Raw genomic sequence first — 17,676 nt, 5'->3', positions numbered from 1 at the left:
CCAGATTCCCCCCTACTGGCCCGGCCAGGATGCAATTCACTGCTGCATCCGATAAAACCAGCCGCTACGATGGTGCGAACTAACCCGCCGGACTGCATCGCAAATCTGGCAAGCCAACGGAGCGGAAGATGAGCGCACGCAAGCAAGCGGTTCTGGACGCAATAGATGCGGCCAACCAGAAAGACCCCACAATCGAAGATGGCCAACCCGCCGCCCTGCTATACGGCCAAAGGATGAGCGAAGAACTGGACAGGCTGTTTCCTGACGCCTCGGACACATTGCAGATCGCGGCGCGCGGGCAACATGTGGAACGCTGGAAGCTGGCGCGCAGTGAATACCCCGAAGGCCGCACCGGATATCTGACCTGGCGCAAGGCGCAGGCTGAACATCACGCCGAAATTGTTATGGGACTGATGCAACAAGCCGGATACAGCACGGATGAGGCCGACGCCGCCGGTCGTATGCTGCGCAAACAGGGCATCAAGCGTGATGACGAGGTTCAGGCGCTGGAAGACGTCATCTGTTTCGTTTTCCTCAAGTGGTATTTCGCCCCTTTCGCGGAAAAACATTCGGCCGAGAAGATCCAGCGCATTGTCGAGAAAACCGCGCGCAAGATGTCAGGCGACGGACGGGCGCGGGTGCTTTCCGAATTTGACCTGCCGGAACAACTGGCAGCAGCGTTTCAGGTCTGAGACGCGCGGGCCAGATGCCTGCGATAGACCTCGATCATCCAACCCAGCATGACAGCGTTCAGGATGTGCCACATGAAATGTGTGCCCAGTGGCACCTGCGCACAAATGGGGTCATCGAGCGCACGAAATGCAATCGAGACGATCAGGATCACCGCCCCGATGGCCAACCCCTGCGCAATATCCTGCACCCGGTTACGCAGCAGGAATGCATAAATCAGGATCAGCAGCGGAACCGGAGCGTAAGCCGCTGATCCGCCCAGCCCCGGAACAAGCTGAAACAACGGCACCGTCAACGCCGCGTAAGGTATGAACAGGGCCATCAAAACTGCCGCGATCATCGGTCTGAACCGCCAAACGTCCCGGTTGATGGCAAAAATATAGACCAGAATATACAGCAAGATCGGCACAACATCCGCCATGGCCGCCCAGGTCTGCGCATGGGTGTGGAACAGAAAACTGCCGACACCTATGGTGGCCAGAATGACCACCAGGGCCATTGCCAGCGGCATCCCCCGCCCCCGAACGCGCCGCCACATAACAAACGCCGCGATCAGAAACGCCGCGTTTGTCACGGCGTTGATCGGCTCGGCCCAATAGGCGGGCGACAGGCGCTCGCAATAGCCGTCAATTTCCTGAAACCAGTCCATGCACTTTTACATAGCCGATGCTAGGTTGATGCCAACAGTATGATCAGGAGGATTTTTTCAATGAATATCATCTGGCTGGGCCACGGCAGTTTCCGCATTGAAACCGGCGGGCAGGTGCTGTTGATCGACCCGTGGCTGACCGGCAACCCGGTGCTGTCCGAGGACCACCATGACAATGCGCTGGATGGTGCGACGCACATTCTGCTGACGCACACACATTTCGATCACGTCGCAGACGTGGTGTCGCTGGCCAAGCATCTGAAGGTTCCCGTGGTCGGCCAATACGACCTGATGGGGTATTGGAGCGAGACCGAAGGGTTAGAAACCGTCGGTTTCAACAAGGGCGGCACAGTGGATTTGAACGGGGTCAAAGTGTCCATGGTCCCTGCCTCGCATAGTTCGACCTTTTCAACGCCGGACGGCCTGCGGACCGGAGGCAGCGAGGTCGGCTTCATGATCGCCTCGGACGGTCACATGCTTTACGTGTCAGGGGACACCGACATCATGGCCAATATGGAGTGGATGGGCGATTACTACAAACCCGATATCGGCATCCTGTCGGCGGGCGGGCATTTCACCATGGACATGAAGGGCACGGCCTATGCGGCCAAGCGGTATTTCAATTTCAAGACAGTGATTCCCTGCCATTACAAAACCTTCCCAATTCTGGAACAGTCTGCTCAAGCGCTGATTGATGGGTTGCCGGGGGTGGACGTGATCGAACCTGAGTTGATGAAACCTATCACTCTTTAAAATCACGGCGTGCAGCGAAGAAGGCTTTCAGAAGATCGGCGGCCTCTTGCGCTGCGATGCCGTCATAAATTTCGGGGACATGGTGCGCCTGTTTATGGGTGAAAACCCGCGCGCCATGGGCCACACCGCCAGATTTAGGATCGGCAGCCCCATAATAGATGCGCCGGATACGCGCTGCGGCCAAAGCTGCCGCGCACATGGCGCAAGGTTCCAGTGTGACGTACAGGTCGTGGTCCGGCAGCCGTTCGGACCCGGCCTCGGCGCAGGCCGCGCGCAGGGCCAGAATCTCGGCATGGGCGGTGGGGTCATTCAACTCGCGGGTCCGGTTGCCCGCTAAGGCTACGATCCGACCGTCAGGCGCGACGATCACGGCGCCCACCGGCACCTCACCGCGATCTGCGGCAGCGCGCGCCTCGACCAGCGCTTTGTCCATATGCGATTTGAACGTCATGCCTCTGACTGCATCAGAAACCTGTCTTTCGCAAGCGGGCGGGATGCGCTATGGGCTGCGGATGACCAAAACCCCTCCTCCCGGCGACCGGATCGCCAAAGTGCTGGCCCGCGCGGGCGTCGCCTCGCGCCGTGAAGCGGAACGTATGATCGAAGCTGGCCGCGTGGCCGTGAATGGCAAGGTTATTGATAGCCCGGCCCTGAACGTGACCGCCAAAGACAAGATCGTCGTCGACGGCAAACCGGTGTCGGAACCCGAACCCTCGCGTCTGTGGCTGTATCACAAGCCATCAGGTTTGGTGACAACGACCCGCGACGAAAAAGGCCGCGCCACCATTTTCGACAACCTGCCCGAGGACATGCCCCGCGTCATGAGCGTTGGGCGGCTGGACCTGAATTCCGAAGGGTTGCTGCTGCTGACCAATGACGGCGGCATCAAACGCAAGCTTGAGCTGCCTTCAACCGGTTGGCTGCGCAAATACCGCGTTCGTGTGAATGGCCGCCCCAAGGACGAAGATTTTGCGCCGCTGCGCAGGGGGCTTGTGATCGATGGAGAGCGCTTTCTGCCGATGGACGTGTCGCTGGACCGCCAACAAGGCGCAAACGCGTGGCTGACCATCGGCTTGCGCGAAGGCAAGAACCGTGAGATTCGCCGCGCAATGGAGGATATCGGCTATGCCGTGAACCGCCTGCTACGGGTGTCTTACGGCCCTTTCCAGCTGGGCAGTCTGAAGCCCGGCGAGGTTGAAGAGATCCGCCGCCGCGTGATGCGCGACCAACTGGGTCTGGACGCTGAGCCCGAAACCAAACCCAAACGCCCTGCTCGTCCGCAACGAAAACGACCACCGGTCGGCAAGAAATCTCGCAAGTGACGCGGGTTTAGCAACCTTCCCCCTAGCGCCAAGCCCACGTATCGCCTAAATTTTCCGTAAGTTATTCCACGGGGGAACGCCATGTCAGGGACCGGAGTGCAAAAACTGGCCTATGCGGCCCTTCTTGTGCTGATGCTCGGTGTCTGTACCGGCGTGCTGGGGGGGCTGTAGCGCATGGCTAAGCGGTATGGCGGAAAATTCAGCCCCGAAGGCGGCGGCTCTGACGACGACCAACCGCAGCGCGGGCAATTTCATGGCGCGCGCGTCGAACCGGCGGGCGCACGGGCCAATATCCTTTTTCTGCCTGCCATTCCCCTGGTGTTTCTGTCGCTAAACGACGGTGCAGTCGGAATGACGATCGGGCTGATCGCCGCTGGCCTGCTGACCGCCGCTGCCTTTCTGTTGCGCGAAGGTTTGCGCGCCGAGGCCGAATTTAACGCACGTCGCACCGCGCGACGCCCGGCCTTTCCACGCAAGATTTTCGCAAGCGTGTTGACCGGAATTGGTGTCGCTGTGGCCGCGTACCGGACGGAATACCTGGATGCCGAAACTGCTGCTCAGGCCGGCCTGCTGGCCCCGATCCTGTTCGGGGTGGTGGCAACGGTCCTGCATTCCGTGTCCTTCGGTCTGGACCCTATGAAAGACAAGGGCATGGAGGGGGTCGACACCTTTCAGCAAGACCGCGTGGCCCGTGTGGTTGAAGATGCCGAAACCCATCTGACAGAGATGACCGATGCTATAAAACGTGCAGGCGACCGCCGGATCGAGGCGCGCGTCGAACGGTTTCAGGAAACCGCCCGCGATCTGTTTCGCACGGTCGAAGAAGACCCACGCGATCTGGCCGGTGCCCGCAAATACCTGACCGTCTACCTGCAAGGTGCCCGTGATGCGACGGTGAAGTTTGCCGATGTCTACGCCCGCACGCGGGATGCGCAAGCATTGGCTGACTATTCGGCCTTGCTGGACGATCTGGAACAGAATTTCGCGGCCCGCACCCGCAAGATGCTATTGGATGACCGCAGTGATCTGACGGTTGAAATTGACGTGTTGCGCGAACGGCTGCAGCGCGAAGGCGTCCGGTTGGATTAACCGGCCCATTTTTTGAGAAAGGATTACCCCATGTCCGATGAGATCAAGAACAAAGCGGTCGAAGCAGAAACGCTGGTACAGGAAGTGACCGCCGTTGCGTTGCCTGAACCCACGGCCGAGGTCATCTCGCTGGAAGACGCAGACGACCCTGTCGGCGCTGAAATCCGCAAACGCATGGATGAGCTGGACATGAGCAACACGAACTCGATCGTGTCTTTCGGTTCGTCCGCGCAGGCGGAATTGCAGGAAATCAGCCAAGCCATGCTGGCAGATGTGCGCAATAAGGATGTGGGCCCTGCTGGTGACAGCCTGCGCGATATCGTCACCTCGATCCGGGGCTTTTCGGTCAGTGAACTGGATGTGCGCCGTGAACGCAGCTGGTGGGAAAAGCTGATCGGTAAAGCCGCGCCCTTCGCCAAGTTTACCGCACAATACGAAGAAGTTCAGAGCCAGATCGACAGGATCACTGACGACTTGCTGGGTCATGAACACACGTTATTGAAAGATATCAAGTCGCTGGATTTGCTGTATGAGAAGACCCTTGGTTTCTACGATGAGCTGGCGCTTTATATCGCGGCGGGCGAGGAAAAGCTGACTGAACTGGACAGCCAGGTTATCCCCGAAAAAGAGGCCGAGGTTCAGGCTGCGCCTGAGGATCAACAAGTGATGAAAGCGCAGGAGCTGCGCGACATGCGCGCCGCGCGGGATGATCTGGAACGCCGCGTGCATGACTTGAAACTGACGCGGCAGGTGACAATGCAGTCGCTGCCCTCGATCCGCCTGGTTCAGGAAAACGACAAGTCGTTGGTGACCAAGATCAACTCGACGCTGGTTAATACTGTACCACTGTGGGAAACCCAGCTGGCCCAAGCCGTGACCATCCAACGCAGCGCCGAGGCGGCTTCGGCCGTGCGCGATGCAAATGACCTGACCAATGAGTTGCTGACCTCGAACGCCGCGAACCTGCGTGAATCGAACAAGATGATCCGTGAGGAAATGGAACGCGGCGTGTTCGACATCGAGGCGGTCAAACAGGCCAATGCCGACCTGATCGGCACCATCAATGAAAGTCTGGCCATTGCCGACGAGGGCAAAGCCAAGCGTGCCGCCGCCGAGCAAGAACTTCAGAAGATGGAGACCGAACTGCGCGATACGCTGGCCGCGGCCAAGGCCCGCAAGGATGGTATTGGCGACAATGCCGGCACGGCGGTTCCGGGCTGACAGCGTGCGAAGGATGCGGTTTTCGGGATATCTGAAGCCGGTCATGGGCTTTCTATTGCTATTGGTATTGGCCAATTGCGATGAAACGCTGACATCCTCGGTCGTTCCGCAACCGCGCCCAGAGGCACTGGCGCCTGCCGCCAATGCCTATGTACCCCCGTCCGCTGCCAGTCAGGACCTTGCCCGGTTCTATCAGCGGGTCGAGCGGGATCTGTTGACCCGCGGTTTGCTGCGAACGGACGGAGGAGGCCCTGACACACCGTATGACGCTGATGATTTAGCCCGCAATTTTGGCAAAATTGCTTTCATCAACGAACACTCCGGCAAATCCGCCGCATTTGTCAGCGGCCCGAGCGAGATTAAGTTAAATCGCTGGAAAAGCCCAATCCGCATCAGGACTGAGTTTGGTCCGAGCGTTTCTATGGAGAGCCGTGAAGCTGATCGGCAAACCATTCAAAACTATGCCAAACGGCTGCAAAAAGCGACCGGGCACAACGTTCGAAGTGTAAATGGTGACGGGAACTTTCTTGTTTTCATAGCTGGTCAGGATGATGTGGCCTACGCTCAGAATAGGTTGAAATCACTTGTTCCGGGTATCCCTGACGACAGGTTGAATTTGCTGAGGACGCTGGACAGGCCGTTTTATTGTTTTGTCTTTACGTTTTCCGGCCAAGAGGACACCAATACCGTAATCCGTGCCGTAGCTTACATACGTGCAGAACTACCCAACCTGCTGCGTTTGAGCTGCATCCACGAGGAAATTGCGCAGGGACTTGGCCTTCCAAACGACAGCCCCGCAGCGCGGCCTTCGATTTTCAACGACGATGATGAGTTTGCGCTGCTGACCAGCCATGACGAAAAACTACTGACCATGCTTTACGATCCGCGACTTCAGCCCGGGGTGACGGCGGATGACGCCCGCCCCGTGGTGCGGATCATTGCACGCGAATTGATGGGCCAGCAGCTCTGAGCCCAAGGAAAGGAGACCCCAAATGGGTATTTTCGATTTTCTGACCGGAGAATTTATTGATGTCATTCACTGGGTCGACGACACCCGAGACACCATGGTCTGGCGGTTTGAGCGTGAGGGCCATGAAATCAAGTACGGCGCTAAGCTGACGGTGCGCGAAGGTCAGGCCGCCGTGTTCGTGCATGAAGGGCAGTTGGCGGATGTGTTCACGCCAGGTCTCTATATGCTTGAGACCAACAATATGCCGATCATGACGACCTTGCAGCACTGGGACCACGGCTTTCAGTCGCCCTTCAAGTCCGAGATCTATTTCGTCAACACAACCCGGTTCAATGACCTGAAATGGGGCACCAAGAACCCGATCATGCTGCGCGATCCGGAATTCGGCCCGACCCGTATTCGAGCATTTGGCACTTATACAGTTCGCGTGAAGGATGCGGCGAAATTCCTGATCGAGATCGTGGGCACCGACGGTGAATTCACGATGGATGAGATCAGCTTTCAGATCCGCAACATCATCGTGCAGGAATTCAGCCGAGTGATCGCCGGATCAGGCATTCCAGTTCTGGACATGGCCGCAAACACCGCCGATCTGGGCAAGCTGATTGCAGCCGAGGTTTCCCCAGTGCTGGATGGTTACGGTCTGGAGATGCCGGAATTCTACATTGAAAACATCTCTCTGCCGCCTGCTGTTGAAGCGGCATTGGATAAACGCACTTCAATGGGGTTGGCGGGCGATCTGGGTAAGTTCACCCAATATTCAGCAGCCGAGGCGATGACAGCCGCGGCCAACAACCCCGGTCAGGGCGGCGGCATGGGCGCCGGGCTTGGCATGGGCATGGGCATGGCCATGGCGCAACAGATGTCGAACATGGCAGCGGGTCAACCCAGCGGCCCGTGGGGCAGTTCCGCCCCCGCTGCGCCGCAACCGGCTGCGCATGCCGCACCGCCGCCTCCACCTCCGGTCGAACATGTGTGGCATATTGCGGTGGATGGACAGACCAGTGGGCCGTTCTCAAAAGCCAAGATGGGCCGTATGGCAACGGACGGAGAGATCACCCGCGACACCCACGTGTGGACCGCCGGTCAGGACGGTTGGAAAAAAGCAGAAGACGTGCAGGAACTGGCGCAACTGTTCACCATCCTGCCGCCGCCACCGCCCGGAGCCTAACCCGGTGAATGACGCCGATCGGATAACTCCATATTCCCAACGTGACATCGCGTGTGCGGTCAAGCTGTCCGCATTTCTGGGATGGGTGGGTGTTATTGGCGCGCCAGTTTTTTCTCATGAATATCGAAACGGCCTTGATCTGAACTCGCTGTCCCTTGTTTTCTGGTATGCATTGATTGGCCTGCCTATTTCTCTTTTCATTTGCTGGCTGTTCGTAAAACCGTTTATGCGCATCATGATGCGGCGCAACATTAGTTATGTCCGCGCAGCCTGTTGGGGCGCAGGAATCGGGTTCAGCCTTGTGACCGTTTCTGTTGCTTTTAGCCGTTACAGGGGCTGGCGGCAGTCACAGGATGCAAAGACCACGTCCGGCTATGGCGACGGCATTGGTACGATCGAAGTAAACGGTCTATTTACTGATTACGGTTGGTGGCGGCTTGCTCAAAACTCCTTTCAATTCATCCTGATCTGCATCCTCGCCGCGTTAATCGTGCGCTTGGTTATTGGCCCCGGAAAATGCGATCCGCCAATCGAGGCAAAGCAATGAGCGAAGAACACCGATTTCCCTGCGAGCAATGCGGTTCGGACTACCGGTTCAACCCCGGCGATGGCAGTCTGATCTGCGACCATTGCGGGCATTCCGAGGCAATTGGCGCTGGTCCTTGGGGCGGTGCCAGTCTCAAGGAACTGGATTTCGACGCTGCAATCGCGAAACGGCTGCCGGACAGCGAGATCGAGGAAACGCGTGTTCTGTCCTGCCCCAATTGCGCGGCTCAGGTCGAGTTCGATCCAACCACCCACGCTGCTGAGTGCCCGTTCTGCGCGACACCCGTGGTAACAGATACTGGCGTTAACCGACATATCAAACCACGCGGTGTGCTGCCCTTTGCGCTGGACGAGCGCACTGCGCACAAGGCGATGGGGGATTGGCTGGGTCGTCTCTGGTTCGCGCCCAACGGGTTGAAAGAATATGCCCGCAAAGGCCGCAAAATGCAGGGCATCTATGTGCCGTATTGGACCTTTGATGCGGACACCAAGTCCAGCTATCGCGGTGAGCGGGGAACTGTTTACTACGAAACCCGGACCGTCATGCGCGACGGAAAGCGTGTGCAACAGCAAGTTCCCAAGGTGCGGTGGTCTCCGAAATCCGGACGGGTCGCGCGGTTCTTTGACGATGTGTTGGTGCTGGCATCACAGTCTTTGCCCAAAAGCTACACCGATGCGCTGGAGCCCTGGGACCTGCCCGCACTGGAACCCTATCAACCGGAATACCTGGCCGGTTTCCGGGCCGAGGCCTACACCGTTGAACTGCAAGAGGGCTATAATGAGGCCCGTGCGTACATGGCGCGGGTGATCGAACGCGACGTGCGCTTTGATATTGGCGGAGACCGTCAGCGGATACACGCGATTGACACGGATGTACGTAATGTGACCTTCAAGCATATCCTGCTGCCGGTCTGGATGGCGGCCTACAAATACCGTGGGCAGACCTATCGCTTCGTCGTGAACGGACGCACGGGCCGCGTTCAGGGAGAGCGCCCTTGGTCCGCCATCAAGATCACCATTGCCGTTATTCTGGGCCTGCTTGCGGCGGCGGGTGTCGGGTATCTGATGGCAACCGGCCAACAATGATAGAGCTGTCGGCAAGCCCAGAAATCAGTCGATGTTAGCGCTTGAACTTCCCGCTGCGTGACGCCATCCTCCACGGCGTCGACGCCTAAGGGGAGAGGCCAGAGTGACACTATCCGATCTGAACCGGTTGCTGGCCTCGCGGTATTCCTGCCGGGCCTTTCGCCCCGATCCGGTGCCCAAGGATCAAATCGAACAAATCCTAACCAGCGCCGCGCGTGTGCCCAGCTGGTGCAACGCCCAACCTTGGCACGTCATTGTTACCAGCGGCAGCGAAACAGACCGGTTTCGCTCGGCGATGCAGGCCGAGGCTGCGACGGGCACACCCTGCCCGGACATACCCTTTCCAACCTCTTATTCCGGCGTATACCAAGATCGCCGCCGGACCTGTGGTTGGGCTTTGTATGAGGCTGTCGGGGTTGAGCGCGGCGACCGTTGTGCTTCGGCCCGGCAAATGATGCAGAATTTCTCTCTGTTCGGGGCGCCGCATTGCGCCATAGTAACAAGCCCGGTCGAGCTTGGCACCTATGGCGCGCTGGATTGTGGTGGGTTCATCACCGCCTTTTCGCTGGCCGCGCAAGCGCTTGGCGTTGCCGCGATCCCGCAGGCCGCACTGGCCACCTACAGCCCGTTCCTGCGCAGATATTTCGACATCCCGGAAGACCGGTTGATTTTATGCGCGATTTCCTTTGGCTATGCGGATACAGATCATCCAGCCAACGGCTTTCGCACCGACCGCGCCGACCTGAGTGAGATCGTAAACTGGGTCGGATAACAACCACACCAAGCGGAGAACGATTTTGCGCGCAGTCCTACAACGAGTTTCACGGGCCAATGTCTCGGTTGACGGTCAGGTAATCGGTCAGACCGGACCGGGGTTGATGATATTGGTCTGTGCCATGCAGGGCGATGATGAAGCCAAGGCAGATCAACTTGCCACCAAGGTCTCCAAGCTGCGTATCTTCAAGGATGACGCCGGTAAAATGAACCGGTCCGTGAAAGATATCGAAGGGTCCGCGCTGGTGATCAGCCAGTTCACGCTGGCCGCCGATACATCTCGCGGCAACAGGCCGGGGTTTTCCGAGGCCGCCGCACCGGATGTCGGCAAACACCTGTATGAGGTCTTTGCCCAGCGATTGCAGGCGCTTGGCGTGCCGGTAGAGACCGGACAATTCGGTGCTGATATGGCCGTGGAACTGGTCAATGACGGGCCCGTCACGATTTGGATGGAAAGCTGATGGACAGGAAAGAACAGGCAATTCGCATCTGGCAGGCCGGGGTCGACGCCGTAGGCGGCCACGCAGCGACCACCAAGGTTTTGCAGGATATCCCTGAGCCCGATCAGATACTAGCCGTCGGCAAACCCGCCGCAGCCATGGCCCGTGCGGCCCTTGAGCATTTCGGCCCGCGCCCAACATTGGTTGTCACCAAGGACGACCACGGCCGCGATCTGCCGGATTATGTCACAGTGATCGAGGCTTCGCACCCCGTTCCGGACGCGCGCAGTCTTCAGGGAGGTCAGGCCTTGCGCGAAGCGGTTGAGGCAATGAAGCCGGGCTCGCATCTGTTGTTGCTGGTTTCGGGCGGGGCGTCCTCGCTGGCCGAGGATTTGCTGCCGGGTAAGACACTGGATGATCTGGAACGGCTGAACAAAAAGCTGCTGTCCGAAGGGCTGGACATCACCACGATGAATGCGGAACGGCGCAAGCTGTCGCGGATCAAGGGAGGCGGGTTGCTGTCTCATTTCCAGGGTAACAGGGCGACCGTTTTGGCGATTTCGGATGTACCGGGCGATGATCTGAATGTTGTCGGGTCGGGCATCGGAGCGCTGCCGGGTACAGTTAATTTTGCGGTGACGACTCAGATCGTGGCCTCAAACGCCCATGCCCGCGCAGCCGCTGCTGAATTGGCAAAAGACGACGGCATTCCGGTACACGCCAACGAAGAATGCCTGCACGATGATTTCCTGAGAGTCGCCAAAACGCTGGGCGAACGCATCCGCACCATGCCCAAAGGGGTACTGATCTTCGGCGGTGAACCAACCGTCGTACTACCCGACAATCCGGGGCGCGGCGGGCGCAATCAGGCGCTGGCACTGGCACTCGCGCACGAGATTGCGGGGTACGACGGAATCACGGTGTTAGTCGGCGGCACCGACGGCACAGACGGGCCGACGCAAGCTGCCGGAGCTGTCGTCGACGGCACCACTTGGGGCGACGGCGCCGAGTTGGCGTTACAACAGGCAGACAGCGGCAGCTATTTGGATCGCGTAGGCGCCTTGCTGGTGACGGGTCCAACCGGAACAAACGTGATGGACTTGCTTGTCGCGATCCGCACATGATTTGACGGTTTTCGGACTGCCCGGGTTATAAAACACCCGGACAATATTTGAATGACGCCGCCCTCAAACGCGCTACGCAACATGCAAGACCTTTCCAACGTTGGCATTAGTATGCGCGATGATTGTCGCCGGTCGGCCCGCGTGTCTCGCCCCTCGGATGCACTGAAAACCTCCGCCCCCGCCATTTTTGGCATTCTGCTTTTTGAGAAACGCGACGACGTCTCGATATGGGGTGCGCTGGCCCCTTCGTGGCTCGCGGAACACGGCTGTGGTCGCATTCGTTTGGAATTGCGCGGCAATGACAGCAGCGAAGACCTGATAAGAAAAGTTTACACCCGCCAAGCGCTGGACAACAATTGGTGGCGCAGTGCGGTCTGGGAAAGGTTCGGCGCAATCAAGGCCATGAATAATGCCGCCGCAGGCAGGAAATCAGTCGGATTGGTATCGATTTGAGAACAGGAATGCCTTGCGAAATGCAGGAAGAAGAACCGACATTCCACCTCGTAGCAGAAATGAATGCCTTTGAAGGCGAATGCTTGCTATTAACAAAGCAGGTGGAGGATGCCGTTTCACGCGATCAAATAAAAATCATACGCCGGAATGGGGCAGACATTTACCCTTGCTCGGCTGACCGAAATGAGCCTACTTTGACTCATGCGTCAATAAAAAGTCCGCAAAGGACGAACAATCCAATCAACTGGGAGATCTTTGAATGAACGAACAACTCACTCACATGACCAAGCAGGTCACAGCGGGCAAGCTGACCCGCCGCGAATTCATGGGGAAGGCAGCGGCTTTGGGTGTCACCGCAGCGATGGCAAGCACCATTTTTGCAGATGCCGCGCGTGCGGCAGGCCCGATAAAAGGCGGTGATCTGAAGTTCGGTCTTCAGGGCGGTGAATCGACCAACTCGCTTGACCCAGCAACCTATGCAAGCTCGGTGCCATTCCAGAACGGCAAGCAATTTGGTGACCAGCTGGTAGAGGTTGCACCCGACGGCTCGATCGAACCTCGTCTGGCAGAAAGCGTAGAAGGCAGCGCGGATGCCAAAGTCTGGACCTTCAAACTGCGTCAGGGCGTCGAATTCCACAACGGCAAGACCATGACCAGTGAAGACGTGCTGAAGACCATGGAGCGCCACTCAAACGAAGATTCGAAGTCTGGTGCTCTGGGCATCATGAAAGGCATCGAGTCGATGAAGGCCGATGGCGACAACTTCCAGGTCACACTGACCGAGCCTAACGCCGACTTGCCTTACTTGATGGCAGACTACCACCTGATCATTCAGCCAGACGGCGGCATGGAAAATCCAGGTGCAGGCATCGGCACTGGACCATACAAGGTAGAAGTGGATGAGCCCGGTGTACGTCACCTGTACACGAAGTTTGAAAACCACTGGAACCCTGACTTCGGAAATTTCGACAGCGTTGAAGTAATTGTCATCAACGATGCGACGGCCAGAACGGCTGCTCTGCAGGGTGGGCAGGTTCACGCGATCAACCGCGTTGAGCCGAAGGTTGCTGACTTGCTGGGTCGCGCACCGAATCTGACCGTACATTCGACGGCGGGACGCGGGCACTATGTGTTCATCATGCATTGCGACACCGCGCCGTTCGACAACAACGAACTGCGTCTGGCACTGAAACACGCCATTGACCGTCAGGACTTGGTCGACAAGGTTCTGCGCGGGTATGGCACAGTTGGCAACGATATGCCTGTTAATGCAGCATACCCGCTGTTTGATGGATCAATTCCTCAGCGCGAGTTCAGCCTTGAGAAAGCGGCTGAGCATTACAAGAAGTCGGGCCATGACGGTTCGCCGATCATCTTGCGCGTTGCAGATGGCGCCTTCCCAGGTGCCGTGGATGCTGCGGCGCTGTTCCAGCAAACCGCTGCACAGGCAGGTATCCCGCTGGAAATCAAGCGCGAGCCCAACGATGGCTACTGGTCCGAAGTCTGGAACGTGCAGCCCTTCTGCGCCTCGTATTGGGGTGGCCGTCCAGTGCAGGATCAGATGTACTCAACCGCTTATCTGTCTAGTGCTGATTGGAACGATACCCGTTTCAAGGTTCCAGAATTCGACGAGATGTTGTTTGCAGCCCGCGCCGAGTTGGACAACGACAAGCGCAAGGACATATACAGCAAGATGGGCATGATGGTCCGTGACCAAGGCGGCCTGATCTGCCCAATGTTCAATGACTTTGTCGAAGGCGTCACTAATCAGCTGGAAGGTTGGGAAAACGATCCGACCCAAGAGATGATGAATGGCAACATGTCCCGCAAGATGTGGTTCTCCTGATAGGGCCCACGGATAATGCATCCTATCATTAAACTGGTTTCCCAGCGCCTTGCGCTGGGATTCCTGCTTCTCTTCGGTGCATCGGCTCTGATATTCGGCCTCACCGAAGCCCTTCCTGGGGACGCTGCGCAAGCGGTCCTAGGCCAAGCTGCAACCCCCGAGGCGCTGGCAAACCTGCGCGAGGAAATGGGCCTCAACCGCCCCGCCCTGACCCGTTATTTCGAATGGCTGGGCGGCATTGTTCAAGGTGATCTTGGACAATCCCTGACCAATAAACTGGATATCGCCGAGTCGATCGGCAGTCGTCTGGGCAACACGCTGTTTCTGGCCTTCTGGGCCGCTGTTGTTTCCGTACCGCTAGCTATCTTTTTGGGCCTGTTGGCCGTGCGTTATCGTAACCGTTGGCCGGACAAGCTGATTTCGGCGGTTACCCTTACAACCATCTCGATCCCCGAGTTTCTGATCGGTTATGTGCTGGTCTATTTCGTGGCCGTTAAGCTAGGGTTGTTCTCGCCCCTGGCGATGATCAACGACAGCATGTCCTTTTGGCAAAAGCTGAATTCGATCGCTCTGCCCGTTATCGTTCTGACGTTGGTTGTTCTGGCGCATATGATGCGCATGACCCGCGCCGCGATCCTGAACGTGATGCAGTCTGCTTACGTCGAAACCGCAGAGCTGAAGGGTCTGAGCAATTTTCAAGTTATCTACCGCCACGCGTTTCCGAACGCCGTCGCGCCCATCGTCAACGTGGTGATGCTGAACCTGGCCTATCTGGTTGTCGGCGTCGTCGTGGTTGAGGTGGTGTTCGTCTATCCCGGCATGGGGCAGTACCTTGTGGACCACGTGACCAAGCGTGACGTTCCGGTGGTTCTGGCCTGCGGCGTCATCTTTGCCGCGATCTATATCGGGCTGAACATGATTGCAGACATTGTTGCCATTCTGGCCAACCCAAGGCTGAGGCATCCGAAATGAAGAACATCCCTATTTCTGCAATGATCGGGCTGGCCTTCACAGCCCTGTACTTCATCATCGCCCTCCTTGCCCCTCTGCTGGCCCCTTACGGTATGGCCGAGGTCGTGGGCGACGTATGGGAGCCGTCCAGCTCACAATTCTGGCTGGGTACTGACAACATCGGCCGTGACCTTCTCAGCCGGATGATCTATGGCGGGCGCACGACGATCTTTATCGCCACGGTGGCCACGATCCTTAGCTTCGTGACCGGCTCGATCCTTGGTTTTCTGGCCGCGGTGCTGGGTGGCTGGGCTGATCAGGTCATGTCGCGCATGGTGGATCTGATCATGTCGATCCCGACACTGATCTTTGCGCTGGTGGTTCTGGCCATGGTGCCGGTGACCATACCTGTTTTGATCCTCGTCATGGGCCTACTAGACTCAACACGCGTCTATCGTCTGGCCCGCGCCGTCGCCGTGGATATCGCGGTGATGGATTATGTCGAAGCCGCGCGCCTGCGTGGTGAAGGTCAAGCCTGGGTCATCTTCCGTGAGATCCTGCCCAACGCTCTGTCGCCACTGGTTGCAGAATTGGGTCTGCGGTTCATCTTCATGGTTCTGTTTGTCTCGACCCTGTCGTTCCTGGGTCTGGGCGTGCAGCCGCCGCTGGCGGACTGGGGCGGCATCGTGAAAGAAAACAAGGACGGCATCGTCTATGGCATCGGCGCGGCGCTTTACCCTGCTGTCGCCATCGCAACGCTGGCGATCTCGGTCAACCTCGTGGCTGACTGGGTCCTGAACCGTACCACATCGCTGAAAGGAGGCCGGGGATGACAGAAGCCCTTCTCAAGGTCCGCGACCTCAAAATTGGCGCGACCGTTTATCCGCCGGGTGAAAAACCCCATGACATCGAAATCGTGCACGGGGTCAGCTTTGACCTCGCGCCCGGCAAGGTGCTGGGGCTGATCGGTGAATCCGGCGCTGGTAAATCGACCATTGGACTGGCCTCAATGGCCTATGGCCGCGGCGGCGTGGAAATCACCGGTGGTGAGGTTTGGGTCAACGGGCGCGATATCCTCAAGACATCGCATGGCGATATCCGCAAGCTGCGCGGGGGTGAGGTCACGTATGTGTCCCAGTCCGCCGCGGCGTCCTTCAACCCTGCCAAAAAGATCATGGATCAGGTGGTCGAGGCTGCGGTGGAACAGAAAAAGTTCAGCCGTAAAGAGGCCGAAGGTCGTGCCCGGGAACTGTTCGCCAAGCTGGGCCTGCCCGATCCTGATAATATTGGCGAGCGCTATCCGCACCAGGTTTCAGGTGGTCAGCTGCAGCGTTGCATGACCGCGCTGGCGCTCTGCCCCGAGCCTGATCTGGTGGTGTTCGATGAACCCACCACGGCGCTGGACGTGACAACTCAGATCGACGTTCTGATGGCGATCAAGGAGGCCATTGCAGACACTGGCGTTGCCGCGCTTTACATCACCCACGACCTTGCGGTTGTGGCGCAGGTCAGCGACGACATCATGGTGCTGCGGATGGGCAATACGGTCGAGTATGGCAATACCGACCAGATCATCAACAACCCTCAGGAAGAGTATACCAAGGCTCTGGTCTCGGTCCGCTCGATCGAGCACGAAGAGAAAAAGCCCACACCCGAAGCGGTGCTAAGCGTCGACGGCATCACCGCACGCTACAAGGGTTTGAATTTCGACGTGCTGCACAATGTCAATGTCGAACTCCACCCGGGGCAGACGCTGGCAGTTGTGGGCGAATCCGGTTCGGGCAAATCAACGCTGGCGCGGGTTATTACCGGCCTGCTGCCGCCGCGCGATGGTGAGATCACCTTTGCCGGGCGCAAGCTCAGTGGCGACCTGAAGGGCCGCACCCGCGAGGACCTGCGCGAGTTGCAGATGATCTATCAGATGGCCGACGTGGCGATGAACCCACGCCAGACCGTCGGTACGATTATCGGGCGCCCGCTGGAGTTCTACTTCAACATGCGCGGCGCGGAAAAACGCAAGCGGATCATCGAACTGCTGGATGAGATCGAACTGGGCGAAAAGTTCATGGATCGCTATCCGGCCGAGCTGTCTGGTGGTCAGAAACAGCGTGTCTGTATCGCGCGGTCGCTGGCGGCCAAGCCCAAGATGATCATCTGTGATGAGGTCACATCAGCGCTCGACCCGCTGGTGGCGGATGGCATCCTCAAGCTTTTGCTCGACCTGCAAAAGATCGAGGACGTGGCCTATCTGTTCATCACCCACGATCTGGCGACGGTTCGTGCGATCAGCGACAGCATCGCGGTGATGTATCAGGGCCGCGTGGTTCGTTATGGCCCGAAATCGCAGGTGCTCAGCCCGCCGTTCGACGACTATACCGACCTGCTGCTCAGCTCGGTGCCCGAGATGCATCTGGGCTGGCTGGAAGAAGTTGTCGCCCATCGCAAGATGGAGAGCGCGGGGAACTGACCCGGACCACGACAGGTTGAATAAACTGAAAATCCCGGCGCTTTGTCTGATGACAGGTGTCGGGATTTTGCTATTGGGGGCGGGAACAGGCAGCCCCAAGGCAACGAATCCCCTAGGGTCGCCT

General features: G+C 58.2%; 20 protein-coding genes. 18 read left to right on the top strand and 2 right to left on the bottom strand.

Annotated features, from left to right (window positions below; genetic code table 11):
- Positions 1-128: 128 nt before the first annotated feature.
- The gene (locus tag AB1A64_RS10970) at positions 129-692 is read left to right on the top strand and encodes a DUF4202 domain-containing protein (RefSeq protein ID WP_366551444.1); all 564 of its coding nucleotides are present in this window, start codon (positions 129-131) and stop codon (positions 690-692) included.
- Here the strand turns inward: AB1A64_RS10970 and AB1A64_RS10965 are convergent.
- Positions 683-1,339: a ceramidase domain-containing protein gene (locus AB1A64_RS10965; protein ID WP_366551443.1), complete on the bottom strand. Its 657-nt coding sequence runs from the start codon at positions 1,337-1,339 to the stop codon at positions 683-685. The genes AB1A64_RS10970 and AB1A64_RS10965 overlap by 10 nt on opposite strands.
- A gap of 60 nt (positions 1,340-1,399) precedes the next feature.
- Here AB1A64_RS10965 and AB1A64_RS10960 point away from each other — a divergent pair, with 60 nt between their 5' ends.
- Positions 1,400-2,092, top strand: a complete 693-nt coding sequence (locus AB1A64_RS10960; RefSeq protein WP_366551442.1) for a metal-dependent hydrolase — start codon at positions 1,400-1,402, stop codon at positions 2,090-2,092.
- On the opposite strand, the gene AB1A64_RS10955 is transcribed toward AB1A64_RS10960, so the two are convergent.
- Complete coding sequence (locus tag AB1A64_RS10955; protein WP_366551441.1) at positions 2,082-2,543, bottom strand: nucleoside deaminase; 462 nt, start codon at positions 2,541-2,543, stop codon at positions 2,082-2,084. The two genes, AB1A64_RS10960 and AB1A64_RS10955, sit on opposite strands and share 11 nt — an antisense overlap.
- Between AB1A64_RS10955 and AB1A64_RS10950 the strand changes: the two genes are divergently transcribed.
- The 16 genes from AB1A64_RS10950 to AB1A64_RS10875 all read left to right on the top strand — a co-directional run bounded on the left by AB1A64_RS10950 (position 2,542) and on the right by AB1A64_RS10875 (position 17,552).
- The gene (locus AB1A64_RS10950; protein ID WP_366551440.1) at positions 2,542-3,414 is read left to right on the top strand and encodes a pseudouridine synthase; all 873 of its coding nucleotides are present in this window, start codon (positions 2,542-2,544) and stop codon (positions 3,412-3,414) included. The genes AB1A64_RS10955 and AB1A64_RS10950 overlap by 2 nt on opposite strands.
- A gap of 174 nt (positions 3,415-3,588) precedes the next feature.
- Positions 3,589-4,503 carry a 5-bromo-4-chloroindolyl phosphate hydrolysis family protein gene (locus tag AB1A64_RS10945; protein WP_366551439.1) on the top strand — a complete coding sequence of 305 codons (915 nt, stop codon included), beginning with the start codon at positions 3,589-3,591 and terminating at the stop codon, positions 4,501-4,503.
- A 30-nt stretch (positions 4,504-4,533) separates the two neighbouring features.
- Positions 4,534-5,724 (top strand): toxic anion resistance protein, encoded by a 1,191-nt coding sequence (locus AB1A64_RS10940; protein ID WP_366551438.1) that lies wholly within the window; start codon positions 4,534-4,536, stop codon positions 5,722-5,724.
- Positions 5,684-6,694, top strand: coding sequence for a DUF2927 domain-containing protein (locus AB1A64_RS10935; RefSeq protein ID WP_366551437.1), 1,011 nt, complete (start codon positions 5,684-5,686; stop codon positions 6,692-6,694). Before AB1A64_RS10940 ends, AB1A64_RS10935 begins: the two co-directional genes overlap by 41 nt.
- A 22-nt stretch (positions 6,695-6,716) precedes the next feature.
- Positions 6,717-7,865: an SPFH domain-containing protein gene (locus AB1A64_RS10930; protein ID WP_366551436.1), complete on the top strand. Its 1,149-nt coding sequence runs from the start codon at positions 6,717-6,719 to the stop codon at positions 7,863-7,865.
- 4 nt (positions 7,866-7,869) lie between these two features.
- A complete protein-coding gene (locus AB1A64_RS10925; RefSeq protein WP_366551435.1) occupies positions 7,870-8,412 on the top strand; it encodes a hypothetical protein in 543 nt (180 codons plus the stop codon).
- Positions 8,409-9,497, top strand: a complete 1,089-nt coding sequence (locus tag AB1A64_RS10920; RefSeq protein WP_366551434.1) for a TFIIB-type zinc finger domain-containing protein — start codon at positions 8,409-8,411, stop codon at positions 9,495-9,497. Before AB1A64_RS10925 ends, AB1A64_RS10920 begins: the two co-directional genes overlap by 4 nt.
- 103 nt (positions 9,498-9,600) lie before the next feature.
- Positions 9,601-10,269, top strand: a complete 669-nt coding sequence (locus AB1A64_RS10915) for a nitroreductase (RefSeq protein WP_366551433.1) — start codon at positions 9,601-9,603, stop codon at positions 10,267-10,269.
- 25 nt (positions 10,270-10,294) lie between these two features.
- Positions 10,295-10,732, top strand: a complete 438-nt coding sequence (gene dtd, locus AB1A64_RS10910; RefSeq protein WP_366551432.1) for a D-aminoacyl-tRNA deacylase — start codon at positions 10,295-10,297, stop codon at positions 10,730-10,732.
- The gene (locus AB1A64_RS10905; RefSeq protein ID WP_366551431.1) at positions 10,732-11,835 is read left to right on the top strand and encodes a DUF4147 domain-containing protein; all 1,104 of its coding nucleotides are present in this window, start codon (positions 10,732-10,734) and stop codon (positions 11,833-11,835) included. Before dtd ends, AB1A64_RS10905 begins: the two co-directional genes overlap by 1 nt.
- A gap of 51 nt (positions 11,836-11,886) precedes the next feature.
- A complete protein-coding gene (locus AB1A64_RS10900) occupies positions 11,887-12,288 on the top strand; it encodes a hypothetical protein (RefSeq protein WP_366551430.1) in 402 nt (133 codons plus the stop codon).
- A gap of 20 nt (positions 12,289-12,308) precedes the next feature.
- Entirely contained in the window at positions 12,309-12,551 is a 243-nt protein-coding gene (locus AB1A64_RS10895) for a hypothetical protein (RefSeq protein WP_366551429.1), read from the top strand.
- Positions 12,548-14,134 carry an ABC transporter substrate-binding protein gene (locus AB1A64_RS10890; protein ID WP_366551428.1) on the top strand — a complete coding sequence of 529 codons (1,587 nt, stop codon included), beginning with the start codon at positions 12,548-12,550 and terminating at the stop codon, positions 14,132-14,134. The genes AB1A64_RS10895 and AB1A64_RS10890 overlap by 4 nt, the downstream gene beginning before the upstream one ends.
- Before the next feature lie 15 nt (positions 14,135-14,149).
- Positions 14,150-15,106 (top strand): ABC transporter permease, encoded by a 957-nt coding sequence (locus tag AB1A64_RS10885; protein ID WP_058280125.1) that lies wholly within the window; start codon positions 14,150-14,152, stop codon positions 15,104-15,106.
- Positions 15,103-15,918, top strand: coding sequence for an ABC transporter permease (locus AB1A64_RS10880; RefSeq protein ID WP_366551427.1), 816 nt, complete (start codon positions 15,103-15,105; stop codon positions 15,916-15,918). Before AB1A64_RS10885 ends, AB1A64_RS10880 begins: the two co-directional genes overlap by 4 nt.
- A complete protein-coding gene (locus tag AB1A64_RS10875) occupies positions 15,915-17,552 on the top strand; it encodes an ABC transporter ATP-binding protein (RefSeq protein WP_366551426.1) in 1,638 nt (545 codons plus the stop codon). The genes AB1A64_RS10880 and AB1A64_RS10875 overlap by 4 nt, the downstream gene beginning before the upstream one ends.
- The last annotated feature ends 124 nt before the right edge of the window (positions 17,553-17,676 follow it).

The organism is Ruegeria sp. ANG10, from assembly GCF_040705255.1.
Classification (GTDB): Bacteria; Pseudomonadota; Alphaproteobacteria; order Rhodobacterales; family Rhodobacteraceae; genus Ruegeria.
The sequence above is the reverse complement of the archived record's forward strand: the minus strand, read 5'-3'. Positions and strand labels throughout refer to the sequence as shown.

Coding starts and splice junctions, on each gene's coding strand:
- AB1A64_RS10950 (WP_366551440.1), top strand. CDS start 2,542: ATGCCTCTGACTGCATCAGAAACCTGTCTTTCGCAAGCGGGCGGGATG.
- AB1A64_RS10880 (WP_366551427.1), top strand. CDS start 15,103: ATGAAGAACATCCCTATTTCTGCAATGATCGGGCTGGCCTTCACAGCC.
- AB1A64_RS10890 (WP_366551428.1), top strand. CDS start 12,548: ATGAACGAACAACTCACTCACATGACCAAGCAGGTCACAGCGGGCAAG.
- AB1A64_RS10875 (WP_366551426.1), top strand. CDS start 15,915: ATGACAGAAGCCCTTCTCAAGGTCCGCGACCTCAAAATTGGCGCGACC.
- AB1A64_RS10900 (WP_366551430.1), top strand. CDS start 11,887: ATGACGCCGCCCTCAAACGCGCTACGCAACATGCAAGACCTTTCCAAC.
- AB1A64_RS10960 (WP_366551442.1), top strand. CDS start 1,400: ATGAATATCATCTGGCTGGGCCACGGCAGTTTCCGCATTGAAACCGGC.
- AB1A64_RS10935 (WP_366551437.1), top strand. CDS start 5,684: ATGGTATTGGCGACAATGCCGGCACGGCGGTTCCGGGCTGACAGCGTG.
- AB1A64_RS10930 (WP_366551436.1), top strand. CDS start 6,717: ATGGGTATTTTCGATTTTCTGACCGGAGAATTTATTGATGTCATTCAC.
- AB1A64_RS10905 (WP_366551431.1), top strand. CDS start 10,732: ATGGACAGGAAAGAACAGGCAATTCGCATCTGGCAGGCCGGGGTCGAC.
- AB1A64_RS10940 (WP_366551438.1), top strand. CDS start 4,534: ATGTCCGATGAGATCAAGAACAAAGCGGTCGAAGCAGAAACGCTGGTA.
- AB1A64_RS10920 (WP_366551434.1), top strand. CDS start 8,409: ATGAGCGAAGAACACCGATTTCCCTGCGAGCAATGCGGTTCGGACTAC.
- AB1A64_RS10955 (WP_366551441.1), bottom strand. CDS start 2,543: ATGACGTTCAAATCGCATATGGACAAAGCGCTGGTCGAGGCGCGCGCT.
- AB1A64_RS10895 (WP_366551429.1), top strand. CDS start 12,309: ATGCAGGAAGAAGAACCGACATTCCACCTCGTAGCAGAAATGAATGCC.
- AB1A64_RS10965 (WP_366551443.1), bottom strand. CDS start 1,339: ATGGACTGGTTTCAGGAAATTGACGGCTATTGCGAGCGCCTGTCGCCC.
- AB1A64_RS10885 (WP_058280125.1), top strand. CDS start 14,150: ATGCATCCTATCATTAAACTGGTTTCCCAGCGCCTTGCGCTGGGATTC.
- AB1A64_RS10970 (WP_366551444.1), top strand. CDS start 129: ATGAGCGCACGCAAGCAAGCGGTTCTGGACGCAATAGATGCGGCCAAC.
- AB1A64_RS10945 (WP_366551439.1), top strand. CDS start 3,589: ATGGCTAAGCGGTATGGCGGAAAATTCAGCCCCGAAGGCGGCGGCTCT.